Below are 24,196 nucleotides of genomic sequence, written 5' to 3'. Positions count from 1 at the left end.
GTCCGTGGTGGGTGGGTCAGGCGGCGAGGTCGTCGCGCTCCGGCCGGACGAGCCGGACCGGGCCGGTGGCCGGGGTGCCGTCGCCGTCCGGGTCGCGCTCGGCGCCGGCGGCCAGCTCCGCGTACCGCTCGGGACGGCGCGCCTTCAGCCACGTGGCGTAGCCGACGCCGAAGGCGGCCGCGACGAGCAGCACCCACGGCAGCGACGCCACCACGGGGTTTTCGCTCCCGGTCAGCAGCGAGAAGTTGCCGATCAGCAGCACGGCCGACACCGCGAGGCCGGCGAAGCCCAGCCCGGGCGCCAGGAACGTCCGCCACCAGTGCCGTCCGGAGCGCCGGGCGAAGAACCCGATCACCGACAGCGCGGCCGCGGCCTGGATCACGATGATGCCGAGCGTGCCGAGGCCGACCATCGTGGTGGACAGGCCGAGGTACGGGTCGGCGCCGGCGAGCGCGAAGATCGCGACGACCAGCACGCAGAACAGGGTCTGCGTCAGGCTGGCCTTGTGCGGGGAGCCCGACTTCGGCCGCGACGCGCCGAGGAAGCGCGGCAGCACGCGCTCGCGGCCGAGCACGAACAGGTAGCGGTTCGCGGCGCCGTGCATGGCGAGCATGCCGGCGAACAGGCTGGTGACGAGCAGCAGCTGCATGATCCCGGTGATGGCGGTGCCGAGGTAGTCGTCGCTGAGGTTGAAGAACAGCAGGCCCTGCTGCTCGCCGGCGGCGGCCTGCAGGCGGTCCGGGCCGACCGCGCCGACCCCGACCCAGCTGCTCAGCGCGTAGAACACCGACACGAGCACCACGGAGATGTAGGTCGCCCGCGGCACGCTCTTCTTGGGGTTGCGGGCTTCTTCGCCGTACAGCGCCGCGGACTCGAAGCCGATGTAGGAGATGAAGGCGAACATCAGCGAGACGCCGACGGCGGTCCCGAAGACCGTGCCCGGCGAGAAGGAGGCGCTGGGGAACGACGCGAAGCCGTGGCGCGCGATGACGGCGCCGTCGAGCAGCACGAGGATGCCGACCTCGGCCAGCATGAGCACGGCGAGGACGCGGACGCTCAGGTCGATCGCGCGGTACCCCAGCAGCCCCATCAGGAGCAGCCCGACGCCGGCCCAGACGGGCCACGGCAGGTCGAGCCCGAACGCGGCCCCGGCCAGCTGCGCGAAGTAGGCGAACGCGCCGGTGAGCCCCACGGTGGCGGTGTTGTAGGCGATCGCCGCGACCAGCCCGCCGCCGACCGCCGCGCGCTTGCCGAGCCCGGCGCCGATGTAGGTGTAGAAACCGCCGGTGTCGACGATCCGGCGGCTCATCGTGGCGTAGCCGACGGAAAAGCACAGCAGGGTGAGCCCGGCGAACACGAACATGGCGGGGAAGCCCGCGCCGTTGCCGATGGCGAACGCCAGCGGCACGGTGCCGATCATCGACGCCATCGGCGCCGCCGCCGCCACGACGAGGAACACGATCTTCGGGGTGCCCAAGGTGCCGCGCAGCCGGTTTTCCGGTGGTGGGGATGACTGGTTCATGGCTACCTGCAGCTCTCGTTGCCGTTGGGGATGGGCCGCCGCTCGCGGTCGTGTCCAGGGTGGCGCACCCCTCGCCCGGGGGCTTCTCCGTTGCTGCGCCGAAACGACGTCCCCGCAACGTCGGAGCTGGCCGGGGAATTCCATGCGGAATCACCGGGACAGCCTATGAGAAACGCATATGGGGAGTATGCGGAATGCTTTCTGCTAGCATCGGGCGCATGCGCAAACTCATCGTTCAGCAATGGGCCACTGTCGACAACATCGTCGCCGAGGAAGACGGCGGCCTGAGCTTCGTGTCCGGCGAGCCGTTCGACGACAACACCACGAGTCCGTTCCAGGACAGCGTGATGGCGTTCATCGACTCGGTCGACACGATGATCCTCGGCGCCAACACCTACAACATGTCCGTCGGTTACTGGCCGACCGCCGAAGACCAGGGTGTCTACGGCAAGAAGGTCAACGCCCTGACCAAGTACGTCGCGTCCACGTCGCTCGAAGAGGCTCCGTGGGGCGAGGACTGGCCGGCCGCGACGGTCACGGCCGACCCGGTCGCCACGATCAAGGAAATCAAGAAGAAGAAGGGCAAGGACATCTGGGTGTGGGGCAGCCTCACCCTCGTGCGCGCGCTGTTCGAAGCGGGCGTCGTCGACGAGGTCCAGATGCGCGTCTGCCCGGCCACCCGCGGCAAGGGAACGCGCTACTTCGAGGGCAGCGAGAACCTCGAGGTCATCGAAGCCACCTCGTTCGAAAACGGCGTTGTCCTTTTGCGCTATGCGGTCAAGAAGTAAGCAAAAAGTCCGAACCACCGAAAAACGGACGCCGGCGCCGCCGAGAGGGGCAGCGCCGGCGTCCGTTTCTTTTTGCGGTTTTTACCGGCCGTTCAGCGAGGCCACGAAGGTCCGCAGGTCGCCGACGTACAGTTCCGGCTGCTCCAGCGACGCGAAGTGCCCGCCCCGCTCGAACTCCGACCAGTGCGTGATGGTGCTGTAGTCCCGGTCGGCGAACTTCCGGATCGGCAGCCCCGGGTCCTGCCCGAAGACGCCGACACCGATCGGGACGGTGACCGGCGCCGGCGGCACCCCGGGGGTGAAGATCGCGCCGAGGTGCGCGGCGGACTCGTAGTAGAACTGAGCTGACGACGACGCGGTCCCGGTCAGCCAGTAGAGCGTGGCGTTGGTCAGCAGGCGGTCCCGGCCGACCTCCTCCTCGGGCGTCTTGACGGCCTTGTTCCAGTCGTGGAACTTCTCGACGATCCAGGCGAGCTGCCCGACCGGCGAGTCGGTAAGGCCGTACCCGACGGTGAGCGGGCGAGTGGTCTGGACCTTCATGTAGCCGGACAGCTCGGCGTCGAACCGGCCCAGCTCGGCCAGGCGGCCGAAGTCCTCTTCGTCGAGCGTCCCCATCTCGGCGGGGTCGCCGGACGGCACGGTCAGCAGCATCGACACGTACGCACCGCGCACGTGCTCGGGCGCGATGTGGGCGAGCTCGAGGGAGATGATCGAGCCCCAGTCCCCGCCCGCGGTGACGTACTGGTCGTAACCGAGCTGCCCCATGAGCTCCGCCCACGCCGCGGCGACGCGCTTGACGTCCCAGCCGGGCTCGGTGATCGGCCCGGAGAAGCCGTGCCCGGGGATGGACGGAATGACCAGGTGGAAGGCCTGCGCGGGGTCGAGGCCGTGCGCGCGCGGGTCGGTGAGCGGGCCGATGACGTCGAGGAACTCGACGATCGAACCGGGCCAGCCGTGCGTGAGCAGCAGCGGCGTCGCGCCCGGCTCCGCCGAGGTGACGTGCAGGAAGTGGACGTCGGCGCCGTCGATCTCGGTGATGAACTGCGGGTACTGGTTCAGCTCGCGCTCGGCGGCGCGCCAGTCGTACGTGCCCTGCCAGTACGTCGCGAGCTCGCGGAGGTAGTCGGCGGGGACGCCGCGCTCCCAGCCCGGGACCGAAACCGCGGTCGGCCAGCGGGTCGCGGCGATGCGCGTACGGAGGTCTGCGAGCTCGGAATCGGGGATGTCGATCCGATAGGGACGCATCGAGGTCACCTTTCCTCGGCCGGGGGGTGGACAAGGGTCCGTGCGTGCCCGCCGGAGACCCGGGGTCCATCGTCGTCGCGACCGGGTGCCCCGGCGTCTCCACCGTTGCTCCGCTGCGGGCCCCCGGGCGCGGCGCAACGGAGGAGACGATCCCGCACCGGCCCCTCCCGCATCGTCGATGGGGAACGCGCGCGAGCGACGCAGCGGCGATGACAGATGACATATTTGGAGGACGTCATGTCCGGAAACGCCCTGGTGTCGGCCGACGAGCTCCGGAAGCGGGCCGAACACCTGGTGCCGCTGATCGAGTCGAAGGCGGCATCGTCGGAGCAGAACCGCTCCTTGGACGACGAAGTGGTCGAGGCGATCGCCGAGGCCGGCCTGTTCGACATGCGCCGTCCGCTCCGGTACGGCGGCCACGAGACGAGCGCGGTCGAGATGGGCGAGGTCCTGGCGACCATCGCCGCGGCCGACGCGTCGGCCGGGTGGAACACGGCGGTGTGGGCGATCGGCGACTGGATGGCCGCGGCGTTCCCGGACCACGTCCAGGACGAGGTGTTCGCCACGCCGGCCACGCGGATCTGCGTCGCGCTGAGCCCGACCGCCGTCGCGACCGAGACCGAAGGCGGCCTGATCGTCAACGGGCGCTGGCACTTCGTCAGCGGCGCGAAGCACAGTCACTGGCAGGCCATCATGGCGATGGCGCCCGCCCCGGACGGCAGCCAGTGGCCGGTGGCCGCGCTGGTGCCGATGTCGGACCTGACGATCGACGACGACTGGCACACCTCCGGCTTCGCCGGCACCGGCAGTGTCAACACGGTGGCCGAGAACCTGTTCGTGCCGGCCGAGCGCGTCCTGCCGATGCCGCTGGTGCTCCAGGAGCAGTTCGCCTCCGAGCTCAACGCCACTTCGCCGGTGTTCCGCACCCCGATGATCCCGACCGGCGCGTCCGGCTTCATCGCCGTGGCCATCGGGATGGGCCGCGCGGCCCTGGCCGAGTTCAAGAAGTCCTTGGCGGGGCGTCCGATCGCGTTCACCGACTACGGCCTCCAGAGCGAAGCCCCGATCACGCACTTCGAGATCGCCGAGGCGGCGCTCAAGCTCGAAGAAGCCGAGTACTACGCCTGGCGGATGGCCTCCGGCCTCGACAAGAAGGGCGAAGCCGGCGAGAAGTGGACGCTCGAAGAGCGGATGCACAACCGCGGCCGGCTCGGCCGCCTCGTGCAGCTGGTCGAAGAGTCCGTCGACATCCTGGCGCGCGCGAGCGGCGGGTCGTCGATCAAGCTGAGCAAGCCGATCCAGCGGATCCGGCGTGACATCCACGCGTTCAGCCTCCACGGCCTGATGCACCCGCACACCAACTTCGAGCTGTACGGCCGTTCCCTCTGCGGGCTCGAGCCGAACACGCCCTACATCTGAGCCGGCCCGGGTCCTCGGCATCACGCCGGGGACCCGGCTTCCGTTTCCGGCACAAGGAAAAGCCCCCGGTCTCCTCGACTTCGAGGAGACCGGGGGCTTTGTGCGGCTCAGGGGTGAGCTCAGCCGCCGATCGGGCTGCTCTGGTGGGACAGCAGCGCCCAGGTCCCGTCGTCCTGCTTCGTGACGATCCAGGTGGCGCGGATCCGGCGCGCGGGCGCGGTTTCCGTCTCGCCGTCGAGGACGATGCCGCCCTGGGTGATCACCATGACGGTGTCGTCGGTCAGGTACGACACCTGGAGCGGCCAGCCCTTCACGTGCGCGCCGCGCAGGCCGCCCTCGAAGCCGGCCTTCATGAACGCGCGGATCTGCTCGCGGCTGGTCAGCTGCTCGTCCTGCATGAGCAGGCTGCCGTTCTCGGTGAACACCGACGCGAACTCGTCCGCGTCGTTGGCGGCCCACGCGTGCGTGATGCGCAGCGGCACGGTCAGCGCCACGCGGTCACGGGGATCGGTGAACTCGTGGTAGAACGAGGTGTCCTCCTCGATCCCGTACGAGGCCAGGATTTCCGGCGCGGTGGTCGGAGCGGTCATAGCGGGTCTCCTTCGTCCGAGGATCGGGGCTACCAGCGCAGCGTCGCGCCGGTGCCGCGCGGGCTGTTCTGGTAGCCGGCCAGGTACCAGACGCCGTCGTCGGCCTTGGCCACGGTCCAGGTGGAGCGGACGGCGAGCTCCGGCGAGATCTCGGTCTCGCCCGGCGCGAGGATGCCGCCGTGGGTGCGGATGAGCGCGACGGAGTCGTTCACGAGCCGCAGGTCGACCGGCTTGCCGGTGATCCGGGAACCCTTGAACGGTCCGGCGAACGCCGCGGACAGGAACGACCGGATCTCGTCGCGGCCGACCTTGTACACGTCGCCGGGCAGGATCAGGGTGCCGTCCTTGGTGAACACGTTCACCACGGCGTCCACGTCGTTGCGCGCCCAGGCCTCGACCAGGCGCAGCGGCACGCCGAGCACCTCCTTTTCGCGCTCGCTGGTGAACGGACCGTAGTAGTCGTCCAATGTGGACTCGTCGACTTCAGAGGACACGGGTGTCCCCTCCCTTCTGTCACCGGTCGGTTGTCGTTCCCAGCGTGGCAGCCGCCCAGGCCAGGAGCGCCTTCTGCATTGCCGGTGCGGCCGGTCAGGCGGCCCGGCGGGTGCCCTCGGCGGCCTTCGCGGCGGCGATGACGGCGTCGTAGTCGGGCTGCTCCTCGATCGCCGGGACGTACTCGGCGTACACGACGGTGTCGGTCGCGTCGACCACGAACACCGCACGCGCGAGGAGGCGGAACTCCTTGATCGCCACGCCGTACGCCGTGCCGAACGAGAGGTCGCGGTGGTCGGAGACGACGCGGACGGCGTCCGCTCCGGTCGCGCCGCACCAGCGGGCCTGCGCGAAGGGCAGGTCGACCGAAACGGTCAGCACGGTGACCTCGCCGAGCTCCGCGACGGCGTCGTTGAAGCGGCGGGTCTGCAGGTCGCACACCGGCGTCTCCAGCGACGGCACCACGGAGATGACGCGGACCGTCCCGGAGAGCGTGGAGAAGGTCAGCGGGGACATGTCGGGGGCGACGACAGTGAAGTCCGGCGCCGCGTCCCCCGTCGTCACAACCGGGCCGACGAGGGTGACCGGGCGGCCGCGGAAGGTCACCACTCCGGCACGTTCGGGAATCGCATTCATGGACTGGACCGCTTTCTGGGTCGGAACAGGTCCGCGCCAGCGTTGCAGCGCCGCCACGACCCCGGCGTCTCCTGAGCTGCCGCATGAATGAAGACGCGTCGCCGCCGGGTCGGCCGCGACCATCGTGGGGAGGTTTGTCGTGTCCTCATCGGCAGACCGACCCCCGTAACCCGCGAGAAGAGGGCCGGAATGACGACGACCGAACAGGCTCGTTTGGACGCTTACTACGGAGAGTTCACCAGCGACAAGGAGAAGGAGGTGCTCAGCGTCCCGCTGCGGCTCGTGGCGGCCTGGGCGAAGAACGACGCCGACGGTGTTGCCGACGTCTTCGTCGAGGACGGCATCCTGATCCTGCCGGGCGACGTGTACAAGGAAGGCCGCGAGGAGATCCGCGTCTTCATGAAGGCGGCCTACGCCGGGCCGTTCAAGGACAGCGGTGTCACCGGGCAGCCGGTGGACCTGCGGTTCGTGACCGATGACGTCGCGCTGATCCGCACCCACGGCGGCATCCTCGCCGCCGGCGAGACCGAGATCGCGCCGGAGCTGGCGGTGCGCTCGAGCTGGATCACGGTCAAGCGCGACGGCGAGTGGTACCTGGCCGGCTACCAGAACAGCCCGCGCGGCGCCGGCGCCACCCTTCGTTGGTAGTTCCCCTCGTTCCCCAAGGAGAGAAATTCATGAGTTCCAAGGCAGCCGACCTGGTCGCGCAGGCGAAGCAGTGGGCCGGGTACTACGGCGAGTTCCCCAACGGCGAAGAAGGAGCGGTGCTGACGGTGCCGCTGCGGCTGCGGGCCGCGTGGGACGCCGGCGACGCCAACGCGATCGCGGACCTGTTCACCGACAACGGCAGCATGCTGGTCGGCGACGAGCAGCTGCGCGGCCGTGAGGCCATCCGCACCCACCTGACCGAGCTGTTCGCCGGCGACTACCGGGGCACCAAGGTCTCCGACGAGCCGGTCCGCATCAAGTTCCTCACCGACGGTGTCGCGCTGGCCATCACCAAGGGCGGCATCCTCGCCGACGGAGCGACCGAAATCGCCCCGGAGAACGAGAACCGGGCCACCTGGGTGGTCCGCAAGGAATCCGGTGACTACAAGCTCGTCAACTACCAGACCAGCCCCCTCCGCGGCTGAGTCCACCATGCTGAAGGCCACCTCGGGGAAAAGACCTCGAGGTGGCTTTCGCGCCTTCCCGGACCCGAGTCCCGTTCGCACGAGCAAATAGCTCCGTGTCGTTTCGGCGGTCCCGGGCTTACGTTCGGGCGGTGGCGAACGAACTGACGATTCCCCTCCTGCCCTGTCCGTCCATCAACGAGATCGCGTCGTTCTACGAGATGCTCGGCTTCGAGATCACCTACCGGCAGACGCGGCCGAACCCGCACGTAGCGGTGCGACGGGAAGACATCAACCTGCACTTCTTCGGCATGGAAGGCTACGACCCGGCGCAGTCGTACAGCACGTGTCTGGTGATCGTCCCGGACACCAGCGAGCTGTTCGAGGCGTTCGCGGCCGGAATGCGCTCGGTACACGGAAAACTGCTCGTCTCCGGCATCCCCCGCATAACCCGCCCCCGGCTGCGCAACGACCGCTACACGGGCTTCACGGTCATCGACCCAGGCGGCAACTGGATCCGGATCAACAGGGCCACCAAGGAACCCGAGGCACAGACGAAGCTGGCCAAAGCCCTGGAGAACGCGGCAAGACAGGCAGACGCCCGCGGCAACGAACCCCAAGGCCTGAAGATCCTCGAAGGCGCCCTGAAGCGAGCAACCGGCAACGAACCAGAGCTCCAGGCAGCCCAGGACTACCGCGACGAACTCATCGAACGACTCAAAGATCGCTGACAACAAAAGGTGACCACGGCCGGGGGTCCGGGGGCGAAGCCCTCCGGGCGGGGCGTGGGGGTTGCACCCCCACAAAACAGAGAAGCTCCACGCAAAAGGCCCGCGCCCTTTGCGGGCACGGGCCACCTAAGCGTGGAGCTGAGGGGAATCGAACCCCTGACCTTCTCGATGCGAACGAGACGCGCTACCAACTGCGCTACAGCCCCTTGATCGTGCTCGTAGAGCTTAGCAGTGCCCTGCGAGCACAATCCGCCGGGGGGTCACTCTCCGACGGCCCGGCGGTAAGGCCCGGTCCCGGGCTCGTCGAGCTCCTCGAACGCGGGGTCCTCGTCGTCGAGGTCGACGACGACCGCGCTGCGGCGGACGCGGGACGTCGGTGACGGGCGGCGCTCGACGACCTCGCGCCGGACCGGCTCGACGACCTCGACGTCCTCGGCCTCGTCGAGCTCGACCGGCTCCTCTTCCTCGATCTCCGGACGCGGCTCGGGGTGCCGCGGCGCGCGGGTGCTGTTGAAGCGGGCGAGCCGGCGCTGCCGGATCTCCTCCTCGATGCGCACCTGCCGGCGCAGGTACACGAGGTACCCGACCAGCGCGACGTCGGCGGCGCCGTGGCCCCACCAAGCCAGCGGGGTGAGGAAGCCCGCCACGGCGGCGGTGGCCACCGCGATCACGAGCAGGATGACGACGACGCGCTGCCGGAAGCCGTACTTCGCGCGGGCCGCGATCTCCGCCGCTTCGGGGTCGAAGCCGCCGCGGCCGGGCCGGTAGCCGGGCCGGTCGCGCTCGGCTCGCGAGCCGCGTTTGGGCTGCGGGAGCGGGTCGGGTTCGGGCTCCTCGTCTTCGAGGTCCTCGTCGAGCTCGGCTTCGAGCTCCGCGAGGTCGTCCTCGACCGAGGGCCGGGACTTCACCGGCTGGTCGGACATGGCGAATTCCTCCCGGTCTTCGTTGCGTCCACTGCGCACCACCCTGGCCGCGAGCGCGGAGTCGGTCGTCCGGGCGACCTGCTGCCGTCTGCGCGCGACCATGGGCACGAGTACGACGAGCCATGCCGCGGCCAGCGCGACGATGATCACGGAACTGGGCATCTCCCGTCACCTCCCCCGATCCTTCACCTGAAATCACGCTAGTCACAGGAGTAACAGATCGGGCGGAGGCTCGCCGGGTTCGATCACGGAAATGCCTCACCGGATTAGGTGATTCTCACAGCATGTGGTAACGCGCTCACTGACCCGGGTGGGTAATCACCGTCAGGCGTAGTCCGCGCGGCCCGCCGAGACGAGCCGGGACACCAGCCCGGACCCGGTCTCCTCGCGCGTCACGGCGAAGCAGTAGTGGTCGCGCCAAGCACCGGCGACGTCGAGGTAGCGCTCGAACAGCCCCTCCTGCCGGTAGCCCGCCTTGGTGAGAACCCGCAGGCTGGCGACGTTTTCCGGGCGCACGGTGGCCTCCAGCCGGTGCAGCCCGGCCGGGCCGAAGGCGTGGTCGGTGACGAGCGCGACGGCGGCCGTCGCGACCCCGCCGCGGACCACGTCGGACGACACCCAGTACCCGATCCAGGCGGACCGCAGCGACGCCCGGATGACGTTACCCACAGTGATCTGGCCCGCCAGACGACCGTTCAGGGTGATCGTGAAGGGCAGGCACTGACCACGCCGTGCGAGCGAACGCAGCGCCGCCCACTGCGACGGCCACGACCAGAAGGCGTTGCGTTCCGGCCACGGGCCGACGCCGGTCGGCTCCCACATCTCGAGGTGCGCCCGGTCCCGGAGCCGGATCCGGCTCCACTCGCCGGCGTCGCGCAGCCGGACCGGCCGGACCGCGACCTCGCCCGCGGGCACGCGCAGCGGCCCGAGCCGCGCCGGCCAGCCCGGGTGGCGGCTTTCGACCGGGTAGGACACGCCGGACACGGAGTTCATCAGGCCCGTTGCGCCAGGAACGTGACCTGGACCTGCTCGCCCGCGGGGACGTCGGTCATCTCTTCCGGCACGTTGATCAGGCAGTTCGCCTCGGCCAGCGACGCGAGCAGGTGCGCCCCGGACTGGCCGAGCGGCTGGACGAGGTACTCGCCGTTGGCCTCGTCGCGCAGGAGCTGGCCGCGCAGGTAACCACGCCGCCCCTCGGTCGAGGTGATCGGCGACAGCAGCCGCGCGCCGACGATCCGCCGGTGCGGGTTGCGGGTCCCGCGCGCCGCCCGGATCAGCGGCCGCACCAGCACCTCGAACACCACCAGCGCGCTCATCGGGTTGCCCGGGATGAGGAACGTCGGCACCGAGTCGGGCCCGAGCCGGCCGAACCCCTGCACCGAGCCGGGGTGCATCGCCACCCGCGTCATGTCGATGCGGCCGAGGTCGGACAGCGCCGCGTGGACCTCGTCGCCGGAGGAGCCCCCGGCGCCGCCGGCGACCACGACGATCTCCGACATCAGCAGCCGGCCCTCGACGATCTCCCGCAGCCGCTTCGGCTCGCTCGCCACGATGCCGACCCGGCTGACCTCGGCGCCCGCGTCCCGCGCGGCCGCGGCCAGCGCGTAGGAGTTGACGTCGTAGACCTGCCCGACCGACGGCGTCCGGTCGATGTCGACCAGCTCGTCGCCGACCGACACGATCGAGACCCGCGGCCGGGGGTAGACGAGGACCTTCGCGCGGCCGACGGCGGCGAGCAGGCCGACCTGCGCGGAGCCGATCGTGTCGCCGTTGCGGACCGCGACGTCGCCGATCTGGACGTCTTCGCCGGCGCGGCGCACGTACCCCGCCGACGGCACCGAGCGGTGCACGGTGACCCGGGCCTGGTGCCCGTCGGTGTAGGCGAGCGGCACGACGGCGTCGGCCAGCGTCGGCAGCGGCGCGCCGGTGTCGACCCGCACCGCCTGGCCGGGCTGCAGGCGCCGCGGCTGGCGCGAGCCCGCCGCGATCTCCCCGACGACCGGCAGCTGCACGGGCTCCTCGCCGGCGGCGCGGACGTCGACGCTGCGCACCGCGTACCCGTCGACCGCGGCCTGGTCGAAGCCGGGCAGCGCGTGCTCGGCGACGACCTCCTCGGCGCAGAGCAGGCCCTGGGCCTCGGAGATCGCCACCCGCACCGGCTGGGGCCGGACGGCGGCGTCCAGCGTCATCGAGATCTGCGCGTCGACCGAGCGAAACTCGGCCTCCTCCTCGGCCACTTCGGGCCGTGCCGCGTCGAGGGATTCCGTCATGGGCGATCTGTCCCGATCCGTTCCGTCAGCCACGCCCGTAAAGATGGACCGTACTCGGGCGTTTCAAGCGCGAAATCGACCGCGGCGCGCAGGAAACCACCCGGATTCCCCAGGTCGTGGCGGCCGCCGCGGTGCACGACGACGTGCACGGGGTGTCCTTCGGTGATCAGCAGCGCGACGGCGTCGGTCAGCTGCAGCTCCCCGCCGCTGCCCGGGGTGATCCGCTTCAGCGCGTCGAAGATCGCCCGGTCGAGCAGGTACCGGCCGGCTGCGGCGTAGGTCGACGGCGCGTCCTCCGGCTTCGGCTTCTCGACCATCCCGTGCACGCGCTTGACGTCTTCGTCGTCGGTGTCGGTGACGTCGAAGACGCCGTACGGCGAGATGTCGGCCTTCGGGATGTCGAACGCGCAGAGCACACTGCCGCCGTACTGCGCCCGCACCGCGCTCATCCGCTCGAGCACGCCGGTGGGTAGCACGAGGTCGTCCGGCAGCAGCACGGCGACGGCCTCGTCGTCCGGTTTCAGGTTCGGCTCGGCCTGCGCGACGGCGTGGCCGAGCCCGAGCGCCTGCTCCTGGATGGCGGTCTCGACGGCGAGCAGGGCGGACCCGCGACGCACCTTCTCCAGCAGCTCGGTCTTGCCCTTGGCCTCGAGGTTCTTCTCGAGCTCGGGCTGCTCCTCGAAGTACCGGACGACGGCGTCCTTGCCCGGCGAGGTCACGATGACCAGGCGTTCGGCGCCCGCGGCGGCGGCCTCGGCCGCGACCAGCTCGATCCCCGGCGTGTCCACCACCGGCAGCAGCTCCTTGGGCACGGCCTTCGTCGCCGGCAGGAAGCGCGTGCCGAGGCCGGCGGCAGGCACGATGGCGGTTCTGAACGTCTGGGAGGTTGCGGCGCCCGTCATGGGCGCAAAGCCTAACGTGAGGTCATGCATGCGCTGGGCAATGAGCACCTGAGCAAGGCGGAGTGGCGTGCGCGGCTTTCGGGCGCGCGAGCGGCCCAGACCCCCGAATCGCACGCCCAGGAGGCGTCGGCGCTGGTCAACGCGGTGTCGAAGGTCACAGCCACGACCGTGTGCGCCTACCTTCCCTTCGGCGCCGAACCGGGCACGGCGACGCTCGCCGACGCGCTGGCCGCCGGCGGGGCGCGGGTGCTGCTGCCGGTCATCCGGTCGCGGTCGGAACCGCTCGACTGGGCCGAGTACACCGGCGAGGCCGATCTCGTCCCCAGCCTGTTCCGCGGGATCCGCGAGCCCGGCGGGAAACGCCTGGGTGCCGGCGCCGTGGGCGCGGCGGAGCTGGTCCTGGTGCCCGCGCTGGCCGTCGACCACCGGGGCGTGCGGCTCGGCCGGGGCGCCGGCCACTACGATCGCTCGCTGGTGTTCGCCGCGCCCGGAGCGGCCCTGCTCGCCGTCGTGCGGGACGAAGAGCTGGTCGAGCAGCTGCCCGGGGAGGCTCACGACGTGCGCATGAGCGGGGCCTTGACGCCCGCTCGAGGCGTGCTGGAGCTGCCGATGTGAGCAACCAGGAATTGCTTTCGGGGAATGTCATCCAGCACAATTGGGTTGGCACTCTTGTCGGATGAGTGCCAGTGAAGGAGCCGTCAGTGCCTACGTACCAGTACGCCTGCAAAGAATGCGACCACCGGTTCGAAGCCGTGCAGTCGTTCTCGGACCCCAGCCTGACCGTGTGCCCGCAGTGCTCCGGCACGCTGCGCAAGGTCTTCAGCTCGGTCGGCGTCGTCTTCAAGGGCAGCGGTTTCTACCGCACCGACTCGCGCGACTCGAGCAAGTCGAGCACCGCGTCGGCCCCGGCGAAGAGCGAGACCAAGACCGAGACGAAGTCGGACACGAGCTCGGCATCTTCCTCCTCGACCACGACGAAGACGACCGCCGCGGCCTCCTGAGCCGCGAGTTGTCCACAACACCCCGGTTGTCCACAGATGCCGGACGAAGCCCTTCCGGCGGCTCGTCCGGCTTCCCTAACGTCGATCTCGTGCGGCACCGCGCCGCACCCGATCCGACCGAGGGGGACCCGTGGACGTCCTGGCGAAGTTCCACCCACCTGATCTGACCCGGCTGCGGGGCCGGCGGACGCGGCTGATGCGCCGCTGGCTCGCCGCCTGCCTGCTGCTGACCGGCGCTCTGCTGTTCGCCCATCCCGGCTCCGCGCGAGGCGCGCCGACGACTCCGACGGTCGTCGCGGCGCACGACCTCCCTTCCGGCGCGGCTCTGCGCGCCGCCGACGTCCGGCTGGCCGACCTCCCCGACGACGCACGTCCGTCGGGCGTGCTGAGCACCCTCGACGTCGTCGACGGGCAGCTGCTGGCGGGCGCCGTCCGGGCCGGTGAGCCGCTGACCGACGTCCGCCTGGCTTCGGCCATCCCCGCCTCGGGTGATCCCGGCACGGCGACCGTGCCGGTCCGGCTGGCCGACGCGGCCGTCACCGAGCTCCTGCGGCCTGGCCAGCGCGTCGACGTCGTGGCGGCGCCGGAACCGGGGGTGCCCGCGTCCGTGCTGGCCGTTGGTGCGACGGTGGTGACGGTGGGAAAGCGTGAGGCGTCCGCGGCCAAAGGACCCTTGGTGCTGCTCCGGCTCCCGGAGGCGGTTGCGACGAGGGTGGCGGCGATTTCACTGGAGCGACCGGTAACGGTTACTCTCCGCTAGCCCACGCCCCCGTCTCGTTCGTGAGGAGAACCAGTGTTCAAAGGCTTCAAAGACTTCCTGATGCGCGGCAACGTCGTTGATCTCGCCGTCGCGGTGGTCATCGGCTCGGCGTTCACGGCGATCGTCACGGCGTTCACGAACGGCCTCGTCAAGCCGCTCATCAGCACGATCGGCGGCACGGAGGCCGCCAAGGGCCTCGGCTACCAGATCTTCGACAACAACCCCTCGACGTTCCTGGACGTCGGCAACGTGATCAACGCGGCGATCAACTTCGTGCTGGTCGCGGCGGTGGTCTACTTCGTGATCGTGCTGCCGGTGAAGCACGTCCAGGAGCGGCGCAAGCGCGGCCAGGAGCCGGGCCCGGCGGAGCCGACCGACGTCGAGCTGCTCATCGAGATCCGCGACCTGCTGCGCGCCCAGGCCCAGCGCGACAACGGCCGCGGCTGAAGCCGTCAGCGGTCGTGGTGCGGTGGCCGGTTCTCCCGGTACCAGTCGTCCGGGAGGCCGGTGCGCCGGTCGGGGTCACGTTCGTCGGAGGTCGTCTCGGGCAGGACGTCCCCGAAGATCTCGTCCACCCGGCGGCGCCACTCGCCACTGGTCTTGGGGTCGCGCTCCGGTCCCGGCATGCGCCCAGTGTCCCACGACGCGTTCTTTGACAACTCCAGAGCGAACCTCGAAGCCGGGAGCGACGGGCATCCCGTCACCCCCAGCCGGGGTCAGACCTCCTCGAGGCCCGAGAGCTCGTCGATCACGTGCGGCACGAGCGAGGTCAGCGTCGCCATGCCGTCGCGCACCGCGGAGCGCGAACCGGCCAGGTTGACCACGAGGGTGCTGCCGGAGACGCCCGACAGGCCTCGCGAGATCCCCGCGTCGACGGCGCCGGCGGCCAGGCCGGACGCGCGGATCGCCTCGCTGATGCCCGGGATCGGCCGGTCGAGCACGCCGGCGGTGGCGTCGGGGGTGTTGTCCCGCGGCAGCACACCCGTGCCGCCGACGGTGATCACCAAGTCGGCACCGCCGATCACGGCGGTGTTGAGCGCGTTGCGGACATCCACGATCTCGGCTCCGACGACCACCACACCGTCGACGATGAAGCCGGCTTCTTCGAGCAGCTCGGTGACCAGCGGTCCCGTGGTGTCCTCGTGCTCGCCGTGCGCCACGCGATCGTCCACGATGACCACGAGGGCCCGGCCCAGCCGTTGTGCACTCCGTTCCATGGCGCCCACCGTAGTCGGTTTCGGCCACCCGGCGCCGGGAGGTGCCGGGTGAGTTCTGACGATCCGGTGACGCCGCGGCGCACACCTGGGCACGCCCCCGCGTGACCCCCTAGCGTGGCCGGTGTGCGCGTACTGGTCACCGGCGGAGCCGGGTTCATCGGGTCACACATCGCCGATCTGCTCGTCGAGGGGGGTGACGAGGTCGTGGTGCTCGACAACCTGCTCCAGAAGGCGCACGGTTCCCGCACCCCACCGGCGTACACCTCCCGGCACCGCTTCCTCCTCGGCGACGTCACCGACACCGAAATCGTCGCGGAGCTGCTGGACGGCGTCGACGCGGTCTGCCACCAGGCGGCGGTGGTCGGCCACGGCGTCGACCCGTCGGACGCGCCGTCGTACGCGCTGCACAACGACTACGGCACGGCGGTCGTCCTGGCCGCGATGCACGCGGCCGGGGTGCGGAAGCTGGTGCTGGCGTCCTCGATGGTCGTCTACGGCGAAGGCCGGTACGCGTGCCCGGACCACGGTGTGGTGACCCCGTCGCCGCGCCGTCAGTCCGATGTGGACGCCGGCCGCTTCGAGCCACGGTGTCCGGCCTGCGACGCCGAGCTGGGCTGGCGGCTGGTGCCCGAAGACGCGCCGTTGAATCCGCGCAGCTCGTACGCGGCCTCGAAGCTCGCGCAGGAACACTTCGCCGGCGCGTGGGCGCGCCAGTCGGGCGGCAGTGTGTGGGCGATGCGCTACCACAACGTCTACGGCCCGCGGATGCCGCAGAACACCCCGTACGCGGGAGTGGCGTCGCTGTTCCGCTCGGCCTTGGAGCGCGGCGAAGCCCCGCGGGTGCTGGAGGACGGCGGCCAGCAGCGCGACTTCGTGCACGTCCACGACGTCGCCAGGGCGAACGTCCTGGCTCTCCGGACGGACGGCCCGGAGGGCGACATCACGCCCTTGAACGTCTGCTCGGGCACCCCGCACACGGTGGGCGAGCTGGCTGAAGAGCTGGCCCGCGCCTGCGGCGGCCCGGCGCCCGAGGTGGTCGGCGGCGCCCGCACGGCCGACGTGCGCCACGTGGTGGCCGACCCGGCCCGCGCCCGCGAGCTGCTGGGGTTCACCGCGGAGATCGGTTTCGCCAAGGGCATGGCCGACTTCGCGACGGCCGAGCTGCGCGACCCGGTCTGACGGCGCTGACCGCACCCGCTCGTCTACGGCCGTGTGAGCGGTAGCAGGCGCCGCTGTCGGTCAGCACCCGCCGAACGGTGATGCCGCAACCGGCGAAGTGGAGACCGACACCTGGAACCGCTCCGCGGCCCGTCGTGCCTCAGCGTGGGTCGCGGGCCACGATCGCGATCTCGCCAGGCAGTGCAGCTAGGACATCGCCAACGGCAGCCGGACCTCGAACCGGCACCCGGGGCCGTGGTTGTGCACCCCGATCTTCCCGCGGTGGGCCTCGACCAGCCCCTTGGCGATGGCCAGCCCGAGCCCGCCGCCGCTGGTCGTGCCACCGCGTTCCGGGGTCCGGGCCTGCGTCCCGCGGAAGGCGACGTCGAAGACCCGGTTGATCTCGTCGTCCGGGATGCCGCCGCAGGAGTCGTCGACGGCGAGCAGTGCCTCGTCGCCGTCGACCCCGATCTGGACCGCGACCGTCCCGTCGGGCGGCGTGTGGCGGATCGCGTTCGAGACCAGGTTCCGCACGATCCGCGCCAGTTCCGGGTCGCTGCCGTTCACCACCGGCCACGTCGACGCGTTCGCGAGCACCCGCACCCGCTTCCGCTCGGCGACCGGCGACTGGGCCGCGACGGCGTCGCTGACGACGTCCCGCAGCGGCACCGCGGACATGGTCAGCTCGAGGGCGCCCGCGGTGATCCGCGAGAGCTCGAAAAGGTCGCCGACCATCGCGGAGAGCCGGGTGGTCTCGCCGCTGATCCGCTGGGCGTAGTCGGCGACCTCGCCGCGTTCGGACACCACGCCGTCGGCCAGTGCTTCGGCCATGGCCTGGATGCCGGCCAGCGGGCTGCGCAGGTCGTGGCTGATCCAGGCGACCAGCTCCCGCCGGGACGCCTCGGCCGCGCGCTCCCGGTTCCGGGCCTCCCGCTCCCACACACTGCGGCGCGCGATCGCCCGGCCGAGGATGATCGCCGCGGGCACCGTGACCACCGCGACGAGCAGGCAGACCAGCAGCATCGTGGTCAGGGCCGGGGTGAACATGAACCCGCTGACGCCGAGCACACCGACCAGTGTGGCGAGCACCGGGATCAGCACCAGCACGGTCATCGTGGTGGCGAGGGAACCGCGGCGCAGCACGTAGAGCACCACTCCGCCCAGCACGGCCACCGGAAGCGCGAACAGCAGCGCCAGCGGCAGGATGTGCGACAAGTGCTCGAGGATCTCGCGAAAGGACTCGCCGGGTTCGATCACGGCTGCTCCCGGTCGTAGCGGTAGCCGACACCCCACACCGTCGCGACCCGGGTCGGCTTCGCCGGGTCGCGCTCGATCTTCTCGCGCAACCGTCGCACGTGGACGGTCACCGTGGACTGGTCCCCGAAGTCCCAGCCCCACACCTTTTCGAGCAGGTCCGCCCGCGAATAGGCGACGCCGGGGTGGCCGAGGAAGAACGCGAGCAGGTCGAACTCCCTGGTGGTCAACGGGAGTTCGCGGCCACCGAGTGTCGCGGTGCGCGCCGTCATCTGCAGCCGGAGGTCGCCGTCGACGAGCTCCGCGGCCGCCGGTTCCGGGCGCGGCATCCGCGCGCGGCGCAGCACCGAGGCGACGCGGAGGGCGAGTTCCTTGGGGCTGAAGGGTTTCGTCACGTAGTCGTCGGCGCCGAGCTGGAGCCCGGCGATGCGGTTCTCCTCTTCGCCGAGCGCGGTGAGCATGACGATCGGCACCTGGCTGACCTGGCGCAGCCGCTTGCACACCTCGAGGCCGTTGATCCCCGGCATCATGACGTCGAGGACCACGAGGTCGGGCTCGTGCGCCGCGAACTTCGCGAGTCCCGCGGCGCCGTCGCCGGCCTGGTCGACGGTGAACCCGGCGACCTCGAGGTAGCGGCGCACGACGTCGCGGACCGTCTCGTCGTCGTCGACCACGAGCACGCGCCCGGCCTGATCGTTCATCACGTCTCCCTCACCAGCCGGTCAGCAGCAGGTGGTTGACCGTCAGCGCCGTCGCCGCCTGCGCGGCGAGCCACCAGCGCCGGCCGGGCCGCGGCAGCAGGGCCGTCATTGGCAGCAACCACACCCCGAACGGTAGCCAGATCCGTTCGGTCTCGGCTTTCGACAGGCCCGAGACGTCGGCGAACACGATGGTGAGCAGGGCGGCGAGGCCGAGCAGCAGCACCGGGTCGGTGAGCACGCCACGGCGTTGGCGGGGCAGGAAGGCCTCGGTGAGCCCACGCCGGAGGGCGGCGATCACCGCCGGCCCGAGGGCCACGGACACCGCGGCCAGGTCCGCCCAGACCCAGTACGAATAGGGCCGGACCAGCGCGACACCCTGGTAGTAGCGCTCGACGACCAGGTGGTAGCCGTCGAGCCACCAGAAACCCGCCCAGGCGAAAACACCGACGACGGCGATCGCCGCGGCGATCGCCAGGGCGGCCGCCCGCCACTGGCGGCCGAGCACCGCCACGGCCAGGGCGACCAGGCCGAGCAGCACCAGGCCGTACGAAAGGAAGATGCCGTAGCCGAGCAGCACCCCGGCGGCCAGCCCGGCCGGCACGGCGTACCGGCGGCCGTCGGTGAACCCCTTCGCGGACAACGCGAGCAGCGCCAGGCCGGTCGCGGTCGTCCCGGCGAACAGGCCGTCCGCGGAGACGCCGATCCACACCGCACCGGGCGTGAGGACGGCGAAGGGCAGCACCGCGCGGGCCGCGTCGGGCCGGCCGAGCAGGGCGACCGTCGCGGGCACGGCGACCGCGACCAGGCTGCCGACGAGCACCACGGCCGTCGCCGCCCAGGCGCCGCCGTGCAGGCCGAGCCGGTCCAGCCAGACGAACACGAGCGTCGCGCCCGGCGGGTGGCCGGACACGTGCGTGGTCCACGAGTTCGGCTGGAAGTCGAGGATGCGCGAGGAGAACTCGCGCAGCATCCGCGGGATGTCGGTGATGCCGGGAACCTCGTGGAGGTACTCCTGCGGAATGGTCAGGTGCCCGGCGAACCCGCGTGCCCAGCCGTCGACCATGGCCAGCGAGAAGATCCACGCGAGCGACGCGAGGTAACCGAAGGCGAGCGCGCGGCGCCACGGCAGGCGGGCGGCCAGCGCCGGCCCCTGGAGCACCACCGCGGCGGCGACCAGCACGGCGAACACCGAGCCCGGGCCGACGTGCGGCAGCCAGTCGGCGAACAACGGCGGCGAGTTGACGAAGATGACCACACCGGAGCCCGGCCGGTTGTAGTACAGGCCGACCGCGGCGGCCGCGGCCACGAGCACCGCGACCGCCGCGACGGCGAGGAGATCGGCCCGGTGGGCGCGGCGCCCGGGTCGACCGAGTGTCGGGGGTTCGGGTTCGCGGACGGGCGGCTCGGCGAGCCGCGCCGCCGGGTTCGGCTCGCTCATCGCCGTCCAACCTAGGGCCTCCGGCGGTGTTGCGCGCCCTAGGAGCGGCAGCCGTAACGACGCGGTAAGAATTCGTCACACGTCATGATTCAGTAATAGCCGCAAGGGTTCTCTGGTGTCCACCATGGACCTACGGTCGGCGCGTGACTTACTCGGAAGTGGACGTCGTCCTCCCTTGCCTCGACGAAGCGGGTGCGCTCCCCGGCGTGCTGGCCGGCCTGCCGCCGGGCTACCGCGCGATCGTGGTCGACAACGGCTCGGCCGACGGCTCGCCGGAAGTGGCGGCCTCGCTGGGCGCGAAGGTCGTCCACGAATCGCGTCGCGGGTACGGCGCGGCCGTGCACGCGGGCCTGGAAGCCGCCACCTCAGACATCGTGTGCTTCGCCGACGCCGACGGGTCCCTGGATCTCGGCGACCTGCCACGGCTGGTGAGCGCGGTCGAAGGCGGCGCCGACCTCGCCGTCGGGCGCCGGGTGCCGACCGGCCCAGGGGTGTGGCCTTGGCACGCGCGAGCGGGCAACGTCGTGCTGGCGCTGCTGCTGCGCGGGCGGGGGCTGCCGGTGCGGGACATCGCGCCGCTGCGGGCGGCGGACCGGCGGGCGCTGCTCGCCCTCGGCGTCACCGACCGGGCGTTCGGCTACCCGCTCGAGCTGCTGATCAAGGCCCAGCGGGCCGGCTGGCGGGTCCGCGAGTTCGACGTCCGCTACGGCGAGCGCGCGAAGGGAACCAAGTCGAAGGTGTCCGGCTCGGTGCGGGGCACGCTGCGCGCGGTCCGCGACTTCGGGCGGGTGCTGGCGCGATGACAACCCCGTTCGTGCTGCTGGTCGTGGCCAAGGCGCCGGTGCCCGGGCTCGCCAAGACCCGTCTCTGCCCGCCCGCGACGCCGGCCCAGGCGGCGGAGATCGCCGCGGCCGCGCTGCTCGACACCCTGGACGCCGTCTGCGCGGTGCCCGGCGCCGCGCCCGTCGTCGCCATGACCGGCCAGCTCGGCGCCGCGGCCCGCTCGGCCGAGATCGGGCTCGCGCTGCGGCGGGCCACCGTGATCCCCCAGCGTGGCTGGGACTTCGGCGCTCGCCTCGCGAACGCCCACGCGGACGCCGCCGCGGTGCACACCGGCCTGCCGATCCTGCAGATCGGCATGGACACCCCGCAGGTCACGCCGGAGTCGCTCGCCGCGGCGGCCGCACCGGTCGTCGTCGACGGGCACGACTCGGTGGTCGCCCCCGCGATGGACGGCGGCTGGTGGGCGCTGGGACTCGCCGAACCGGCGCACGCGCAAGTCCTTGCAGGCGTCCCGATGTCCCGCGACGACACCGGCGAACGTACTCTGCGCGCGCTCATCGCGTGCGGGCTACGGCCGCGACGGGGCGCTGAACTGTCCGATGTGGACACGATGGCGGACGCCCGCGCGGTGGCGGCGCTGTGCCCGGACGGCCGGTTCGCCCGCGCCGTCGCGGCGGTCGACGGCCGGGCGGTCGCGTGATGACGGCCCCGGCGACCACCGGAAACGAGTTCGACCACGGCCTGCTCGGCCACCAGTGCTGGCTCGAGCTGGCCAACGGCGAGCGGATCGAGCTGCCGGTCGAACGCTGGACCGAGCCGTCCGACGGGGACGACGTGCTGCTCGACGCCTGTTCCGGCCCGACGATCGACCTCGGTTGCGGGCCCGGCAGGCTCACCGCCGCGCTGGCCGAACGCGGGGTCCTCGCACTGGGCGTGGACAGCTCCCGCACGGCCGTCGGCCTGACCCGCCGTCGGGGCGGGAGTGCGTTGCGCCGCAACATCTTCGACCGGCTGCCCGGCGAAGGCCGGTGGCGGCACGCCCTGCTCGCCGACGGCAACATCGGCATCGGCGGCGATCCGGTGGAGCTGCTGCGCCGCACCGCCCGGCTGCTCGGCGCGGGCGGTGACGTCCTCGTCGAGCTGGAGCCGCCCGGCCACGGCCTGCGGCACGAGCGCGTCCGGCTGCGTCCCGGGCACGCCGACGTCGCGTGGTTCACGTGGGCCTGGGTCGGCGTGGACGCGATCGCCGAGGTCGCATTGCCCGCCGGCCTGCGGGTCGACTGGACGACCCGGCACGGCCACCGCTGGTTCGCGCGGTTGGAGCGGCCGTGAAGCTGCCGATTCCCAGTGAAGAACAGTTCAAGGCGGCGGCGCACAACGAGCGCGTGACGTCGAAGATCGGGCTGGCACTGGCCGTCACGTTCACGACGTGCTTCATCACCGGCCTGATCAGCCACCTCATCCAGCACCCGCCGACGTGGTTCTTCTGGCCCAGCCGCCCGGTCGGGCTCTACCGCGTCACGCAGGGACTCCACGTGATTTCCGGCGTAGCGTCGATCCCGCTGCTGCTGGCGAAGCTGTGGAGCGTCTACCCGAAGCTGTTCGGCCGGCCGCTCGTCCGCTCGCTGCCGCACGCGCTGGAGCGCCTCTCGATCCTCGTGCTCTCGGGCGCGGCGTTCTTCGAGCTGACGACCGGGCTGCTGAACGTCGCGCAGAACTACCCGTGGGGGTTCTACTTCCCGCAGGTGCACTACGCGGTGGCGTGGCTGGCGATCGGGTCGATCCTGGTGCACGTCGCGGTGAAGCTGCCGGTCGTCCGCCGCGCGCTGAGCCGCGCGACCGTTGAAGAGGAGAAGAGCGAGCCGTCCGCCGGGCTGTCCCGACGGGGTTTCCTGCTGACGACGGGACTCGCGACGGGTGTCGCGGTGGTCGCCACCGCCGGTGCCACGGTTCCGTTCCTGCGCGGCGTTTCCGGCCTGGCGTGGAAGACGAGCAAGGGCACGCAGGATCTCCCGGTCAACCGCACGGCGCTGGCCGCGGGCGTCACGCAGTCGGCACGCGCCGCGGACTGGCGGCTCTCGATCCTGACGCCACGCGGCACGACGGCGCTCTCACTCGACCAGCTGCGCGCGCTGCCCCAGACGACGGCGGAGCTGCCGATCGCGTGCGTCGAGGGCTGGAGCCAGTCGGCGGTCTGGCGCGGGGTTTCCCTGCCGGCACTGCTGAAAGCCACCGGCGCGCAACCGGGCGCGACGGTCCGAGTGTCCTCTTTGGAGCGTTCGGGGTTGTACGGCGTCAGCGTGCTCCCCGGCGAGCACACGGCCGACGAGCTGACGCTGCTCGCACTGGAGCTGAACGGCGAAGTGCTCAACATCGACCACGGCTTCCCGTGCCGGATCATTGCCCCGAACCGGCCGGGCGTGCTGCAGACGAAATGGGTCTCGAAGCTGGAGGTGCTGTGAAGGTCACCCGCGCTTTACTCGCGTTGCCGGGCCTCGCCGCGCTCGCGTGGGGTGTGGTGCTGTTCGCCGAATACGCGCTCCCGCTGCGCCCGGACGTCTACGGCACGATCGCCTGGATCATCGGCGGCCCGCTCTTGAACGACGGCGTGGTCGCCCCCCTGACAGCGGTGCTCGGCATCCTCCTCGGCCGCCTCCTGCCGCACCCGTGGAAGGTCCCGGTGGTCGTCGCGACGGTGCTCACCGGGGTCCTGGCGATCCTGGCGTTCCCGCTGCTCTGGCGCCCGTACGGCACCCCGCCAATGCCCGGCCTCCACGACGGCAACCCCACCCTGGGCCTCACCCTCACCCTGGCCGCAGTCTGGCTGGTAGCCCTCCTGACCCCACTGGCCCGCCGTGTCGTCCCCCCAATCACACGTGTCGACCCTCCAAACACACGTGTCGACCCTCCAGACACGAGTGATGCCCCTCCAATCACGCAAGATGCCCCCTCAATCACGCGTGACGCCCCGCCAGACACGCGAGACGCCCCGCGAGACACGACAACCGCCCCGCCCGGCACCCCAGTCCACCCTCCTGGCGCACGAACCGACTCCCCAGGCACGCCAGCCGACCCACCTGGCACGCCAACCGCCCTTCCAGGCACGCCAACCGACTCCCGAGGCACGCCAGGCAACTCACCTGGCACGCGAACCGCCCCGCCAAGCGCGCCAGCCGACTACCCAGGCACGCCAAGCGCCCCTCCCGGCGCACGAACCGACTCCCCAGGCACGCCAGCCCACCCTCAAGGCGCGC

The 24,196-nt window shown here is 71.3% G+C and carries 28 protein-coding genes and 1 tRNA gene; 14 read left to right on the top strand and 15 right to left on the bottom strand.

Going from position 1 to position 24,196, the window contains the following annotated elements; all coding sequences use genetic code 11:
- Window positions 1-16 precede the first annotated feature (16 nt).
- Window positions 17-1,522, bottom strand: coding sequence for an APC family permease (locus tag ACZ63J_RS26250; RefSeq protein ID WP_465406745.1), 1,506 nt, complete (start codon window positions 1,520-1,522; stop codon window positions 17-19).
- Between the two features lie 218 nt (window positions 1,523-1,740).
- Between ACZ63J_RS26250 and ACZ63J_RS26245 the strand changes: the two genes are divergently transcribed.
- Window positions 1,741-2,310, top strand: a complete 570-nt coding sequence (locus ACZ63J_RS26245) for a dihydrofolate reductase family protein (protein ID WP_465406747.1) — start codon at window positions 1,741-1,743, stop codon at window positions 2,308-2,310.
- An 81-nt stretch (window positions 2,311-2,391) separates the two neighbouring features.
- Here the strand turns inward: ACZ63J_RS26245 and ACZ63J_RS26240 are convergent, their stop codons facing one another.
- Entirely contained in the window at window positions 2,392-3,555 is a 1,164-nt protein-coding gene (locus ACZ63J_RS26240) for an epoxide hydrolase family protein (RefSeq protein WP_465406749.1), read from the bottom strand.
- A gap of 237 nt (window positions 3,556-3,792) precedes the next feature.
- Here ACZ63J_RS26240 and ACZ63J_RS26235 point away from each other — a divergent pair, with 237 nt between their 5' ends.
- Window positions 3,793-4,974: an acyl-CoA dehydrogenase family protein gene (locus ACZ63J_RS26235; RefSeq protein WP_465406751.1), complete on the top strand. Its 1,182-nt coding sequence runs from the start codon at window positions 3,793-3,795 to the stop codon at window positions 4,972-4,974.
- A gap of 119 nt (window positions 4,975-5,093) precedes the next feature.
- On the opposite strand, the gene ACZ63J_RS26230 is transcribed toward ACZ63J_RS26235, so the two are convergent.
- The 3 genes from ACZ63J_RS26230 to tpx form a co-directional block, all read right to left on the bottom strand.
- A complete protein-coding gene (locus ACZ63J_RS26230; RefSeq protein ID WP_465302270.1) occupies window positions 5,094-5,564 on the bottom strand; it encodes an SgcJ/EcaC family oxidoreductase in 471 nt (156 codons plus the stop codon).
- Between the two features lie 29 nt (window positions 5,565-5,593).
- On the bottom strand, window positions 5,594-6,058 hold the full coding sequence (locus ACZ63J_RS26225) for an SgcJ/EcaC family oxidoreductase (protein ID WP_465406753.1): 465 nt from the start codon (window positions 6,056-6,058) through the stop codon (window positions 5,594-5,596).
- Between the two features lie 94 nt (window positions 6,059-6,152).
- Complete coding sequence (gene tpx / locus ACZ63J_RS26220; RefSeq protein ID WP_465302266.1) at window positions 6,153-6,665, bottom strand: thiol peroxidase; 513 nt, start codon at window positions 6,663-6,665, stop codon at window positions 6,153-6,155.
- Window positions 6,666-6,881: 216 nt separating this feature from the next.
- Between tpx and ACZ63J_RS26215 the strand changes: the two genes are divergently transcribed.
- The 3 genes from ACZ63J_RS26215 to ACZ63J_RS26205 all read left to right on the top strand — a co-directional run bounded on the left by ACZ63J_RS26215 (window position 6,882) and on the right by ACZ63J_RS26205 (window position 8,535).
- On the top strand, window positions 6,882-7,340 hold the full coding sequence (locus ACZ63J_RS26215) for an SgcJ/EcaC family oxidoreductase (protein WP_465302264.1): 459 nt from the start codon (window positions 6,882-6,884) through the stop codon (window positions 7,338-7,340).
- A gap of 29 nt (window positions 7,341-7,369) precedes the next feature.
- A complete protein-coding gene (locus ACZ63J_RS26210) occupies window positions 7,370-7,825 on the top strand; it encodes an SgcJ/EcaC family oxidoreductase (RefSeq protein WP_465302262.1) in 456 nt (151 codons plus the stop codon).
- Window positions 7,826-7,956: 131 nt separating this feature from the next.
- Complete coding sequence (locus ACZ63J_RS26205; protein WP_465406755.1) at window positions 7,957-8,535, top strand: VOC family protein; 579 nt, start codon at window positions 7,957-7,959, stop codon at window positions 8,533-8,535.
- Between the two features lie 133 nt (window positions 8,536-8,668).
- On the opposite strand, the gene ACZ63J_RS26200 is transcribed toward ACZ63J_RS26205, so the two are convergent.
- The 5 genes from ACZ63J_RS26200 to ACZ63J_RS26180 all read right to left on the bottom strand — a co-directional run bounded on the left by ACZ63J_RS26200 (window position 8,669) and on the right by ACZ63J_RS26180 (window position 12,630).
- A tRNA-Ala gene (locus tag ACZ63J_RS26200) sits at window positions 8,669-8,741 on the bottom strand.
- Window positions 8,742-8,795: 54 nt separating this feature from the next.
- The gene (gene sepX / locus ACZ63J_RS26195; protein ID WP_465406757.1) at window positions 8,796-9,620 is read right to left on the bottom strand and encodes a divisome protein SepX/GlpR; all 825 of its coding nucleotides are present in this window, start codon (window positions 9,618-9,620) and stop codon (window positions 8,796-8,798) included.
- Window positions 9,621-9,782: 162 nt separating this feature from the next.
- Complete coding sequence (locus tag ACZ63J_RS26190; RefSeq protein ID WP_465341388.1) at window positions 9,783-10,451, bottom strand: GNAT family N-acetyltransferase; 669 nt, start codon at window positions 10,449-10,451, stop codon at window positions 9,783-9,785.
- Window positions 10,451-11,728, bottom strand: coding sequence for a molybdotransferase-like divisome protein Glp (glp, locus tag ACZ63J_RS26185; protein ID WP_465302254.1), 1,278 nt, complete (start codon window positions 11,726-11,728; stop codon window positions 10,451-10,453). The genes ACZ63J_RS26190 and glp overlap by 1 nt, the downstream gene beginning before the upstream one ends.
- Window positions 11,725-12,630 (bottom strand): UTP--glucose-1-phosphate uridylyltransferase, encoded by a 906-nt coding sequence (locus tag ACZ63J_RS26180; protein WP_465406759.1) that lies wholly within the window; start codon window positions 12,628-12,630, stop codon window positions 11,725-11,727. The genes glp and ACZ63J_RS26180 overlap by 4 nt, the downstream gene beginning before the upstream one ends.
- Window positions 12,631-12,654: 24 nt before the next feature.
- Between ACZ63J_RS26180 and ACZ63J_RS26175 the strand changes: the two genes are divergently transcribed.
- From ACZ63J_RS26175 to mscL, 4 genes are all read left to right on the top strand, one after another.
- Complete coding sequence (locus ACZ63J_RS26175) at window positions 12,655-13,245, top strand: 5-formyltetrahydrofolate cyclo-ligase (protein ID WP_465406761.1); 591 nt, start codon at window positions 12,655-12,657, stop codon at window positions 13,243-13,245.
- A gap of 86 nt (window positions 13,246-13,331) precedes the next feature.
- Window positions 13,332-13,631: an FmdB family zinc ribbon protein gene (locus tag ACZ63J_RS26170; RefSeq protein ID WP_465302248.1), complete on the top strand. Its 300-nt coding sequence runs from the start codon at window positions 13,332-13,334 to the stop codon at window positions 13,629-13,631.
- A 130-nt stretch (window positions 13,632-13,761) separates the two neighbouring features.
- Entirely contained in the window at window positions 13,762-14,391 is a 630-nt protein-coding gene (locus ACZ63J_RS26165) for an SAF domain-containing protein (protein WP_465406763.1), read from the top strand.
- 33 nt (window positions 14,392-14,424) lie between these two features.
- Complete coding sequence (gene mscL / locus ACZ63J_RS26160; RefSeq protein WP_465406765.1) at window positions 14,425-14,838, top strand: large conductance mechanosensitive channel protein MscL; 414 nt, start codon at window positions 14,425-14,427, stop codon at window positions 14,836-14,838.
- Window positions 14,839-14,843: 5 nt separating this feature from the next.
- Here the strand turns inward: mscL and ACZ63J_RS26155 are convergent, their stop codons facing one another.
- Window positions 14,844-15,017 carry a hypothetical protein gene (locus ACZ63J_RS26155; protein WP_465302242.1) on the bottom strand — a complete coding sequence of 58 codons (174 nt, stop codon included), beginning with the start codon at window positions 15,015-15,017 and terminating at the stop codon, window positions 14,844-14,846.
- A gap of 90 nt (window positions 15,018-15,107) precedes the next feature.
- Window positions 15,108-15,608, bottom strand: coding sequence for a MogA/MoaB family molybdenum cofactor biosynthesis protein (locus ACZ63J_RS26150; RefSeq protein WP_465302240.1), 501 nt, complete (start codon window positions 15,606-15,608; stop codon window positions 15,108-15,110).
- A 123-nt stretch (window positions 15,609-15,731) separates the two neighbouring features.
- On the opposite strand from ACZ63J_RS26150, the gene ACZ63J_RS26145 reads away from it, so the two are divergent.
- Entirely contained in the window at window positions 15,732-16,787 is a 1,056-nt protein-coding gene (locus tag ACZ63J_RS26145) for an NAD-dependent epimerase/dehydratase family protein (RefSeq protein WP_465406767.1), read from the top strand.
- 186 nt (window positions 16,788-16,973) lie between these two features.
- Here the strand turns inward: ACZ63J_RS26145 and ACZ63J_RS26140 are convergent, their stop codons facing one another.
- From ACZ63J_RS26140 to ACZ63J_RS26130, 3 genes are read right to left on the bottom strand one after another with little or no spacing between them, the layout of a single operon-like run.
- Window positions 16,974-18,023, bottom strand: coding sequence for a sensor histidine kinase (locus ACZ63J_RS26140; protein WP_465406769.1), 1,050 nt, complete (start codon window positions 18,021-18,023; stop codon window positions 16,974-16,976).
- Window positions 18,020-18,721, bottom strand: a complete 702-nt coding sequence (locus ACZ63J_RS26135) for a response regulator transcription factor (RefSeq protein WP_465341382.1) — start codon at window positions 18,719-18,721, stop codon at window positions 18,020-18,022. Before ACZ63J_RS26135 ends, ACZ63J_RS26140 begins: the two co-directional genes overlap by 4 nt.
- 10 nt (window positions 18,722-18,731) lie before the next feature.
- Window positions 18,732-20,159 carry a hypothetical protein gene (locus tag ACZ63J_RS26130; RefSeq protein WP_465439629.1) on the bottom strand — a complete coding sequence of 476 codons (1,428 nt, stop codon included), beginning with the start codon at window positions 20,157-20,159 and terminating at the stop codon, window positions 18,732-18,734.
- Window positions 20,160-20,317: 158 nt separating this feature from the next.
- Between ACZ63J_RS26130 and ACZ63J_RS26125 the strand changes: the two genes are divergently transcribed.
- From ACZ63J_RS26125 to ACZ63J_RS26110, 4 genes are read left to right on the top strand one after another with little or no spacing between them, the layout of a single operon-like run.
- Window positions 20,318-20,962, top strand: coding sequence for a glycosyltransferase family 2 protein (locus tag ACZ63J_RS26125; protein ID WP_465439641.1), 645 nt, complete (start codon window positions 20,318-20,320; stop codon window positions 20,960-20,962).
- Window positions 20,959-21,642, top strand: a complete 684-nt coding sequence (locus ACZ63J_RS26120) for a TIGR04282 family arsenosugar biosynthesis glycosyltransferase (RefSeq protein ID WP_465439627.1) — start codon at window positions 20,959-20,961, stop codon at window positions 21,640-21,642. The genes ACZ63J_RS26125 and ACZ63J_RS26120 overlap by 4 nt, the downstream gene beginning before the upstream one ends.
- A complete protein-coding gene (locus tag ACZ63J_RS26115) occupies window positions 21,642-22,274 on the top strand; it encodes a class I SAM-dependent methyltransferase (protein ID WP_465400149.1) in 633 nt (210 codons plus the stop codon). The genes ACZ63J_RS26120 and ACZ63J_RS26115 overlap by 1 nt, the downstream gene beginning before the upstream one ends.
- Complete coding sequence (locus ACZ63J_RS26110; protein ID WP_465400150.1) at window positions 22,271-23,404, top strand: molybdopterin-dependent oxidoreductase; 1,134 nt, start codon at window positions 22,271-22,273, stop codon at window positions 23,402-23,404. Before ACZ63J_RS26115 ends, ACZ63J_RS26110 begins: the two co-directional genes overlap by 4 nt.
- The last annotated feature ends 792 nt before the right edge of the window (window positions 23,405-24,196 follow it).

It is taken from the genome of Amycolatopsis sp. NPDC104863, from assembly GCF_055582965.1.
The sequence above is the reverse complement of the archived record's forward strand: the minus strand, read 5'-3'. Positions and strand labels throughout refer to the sequence as shown.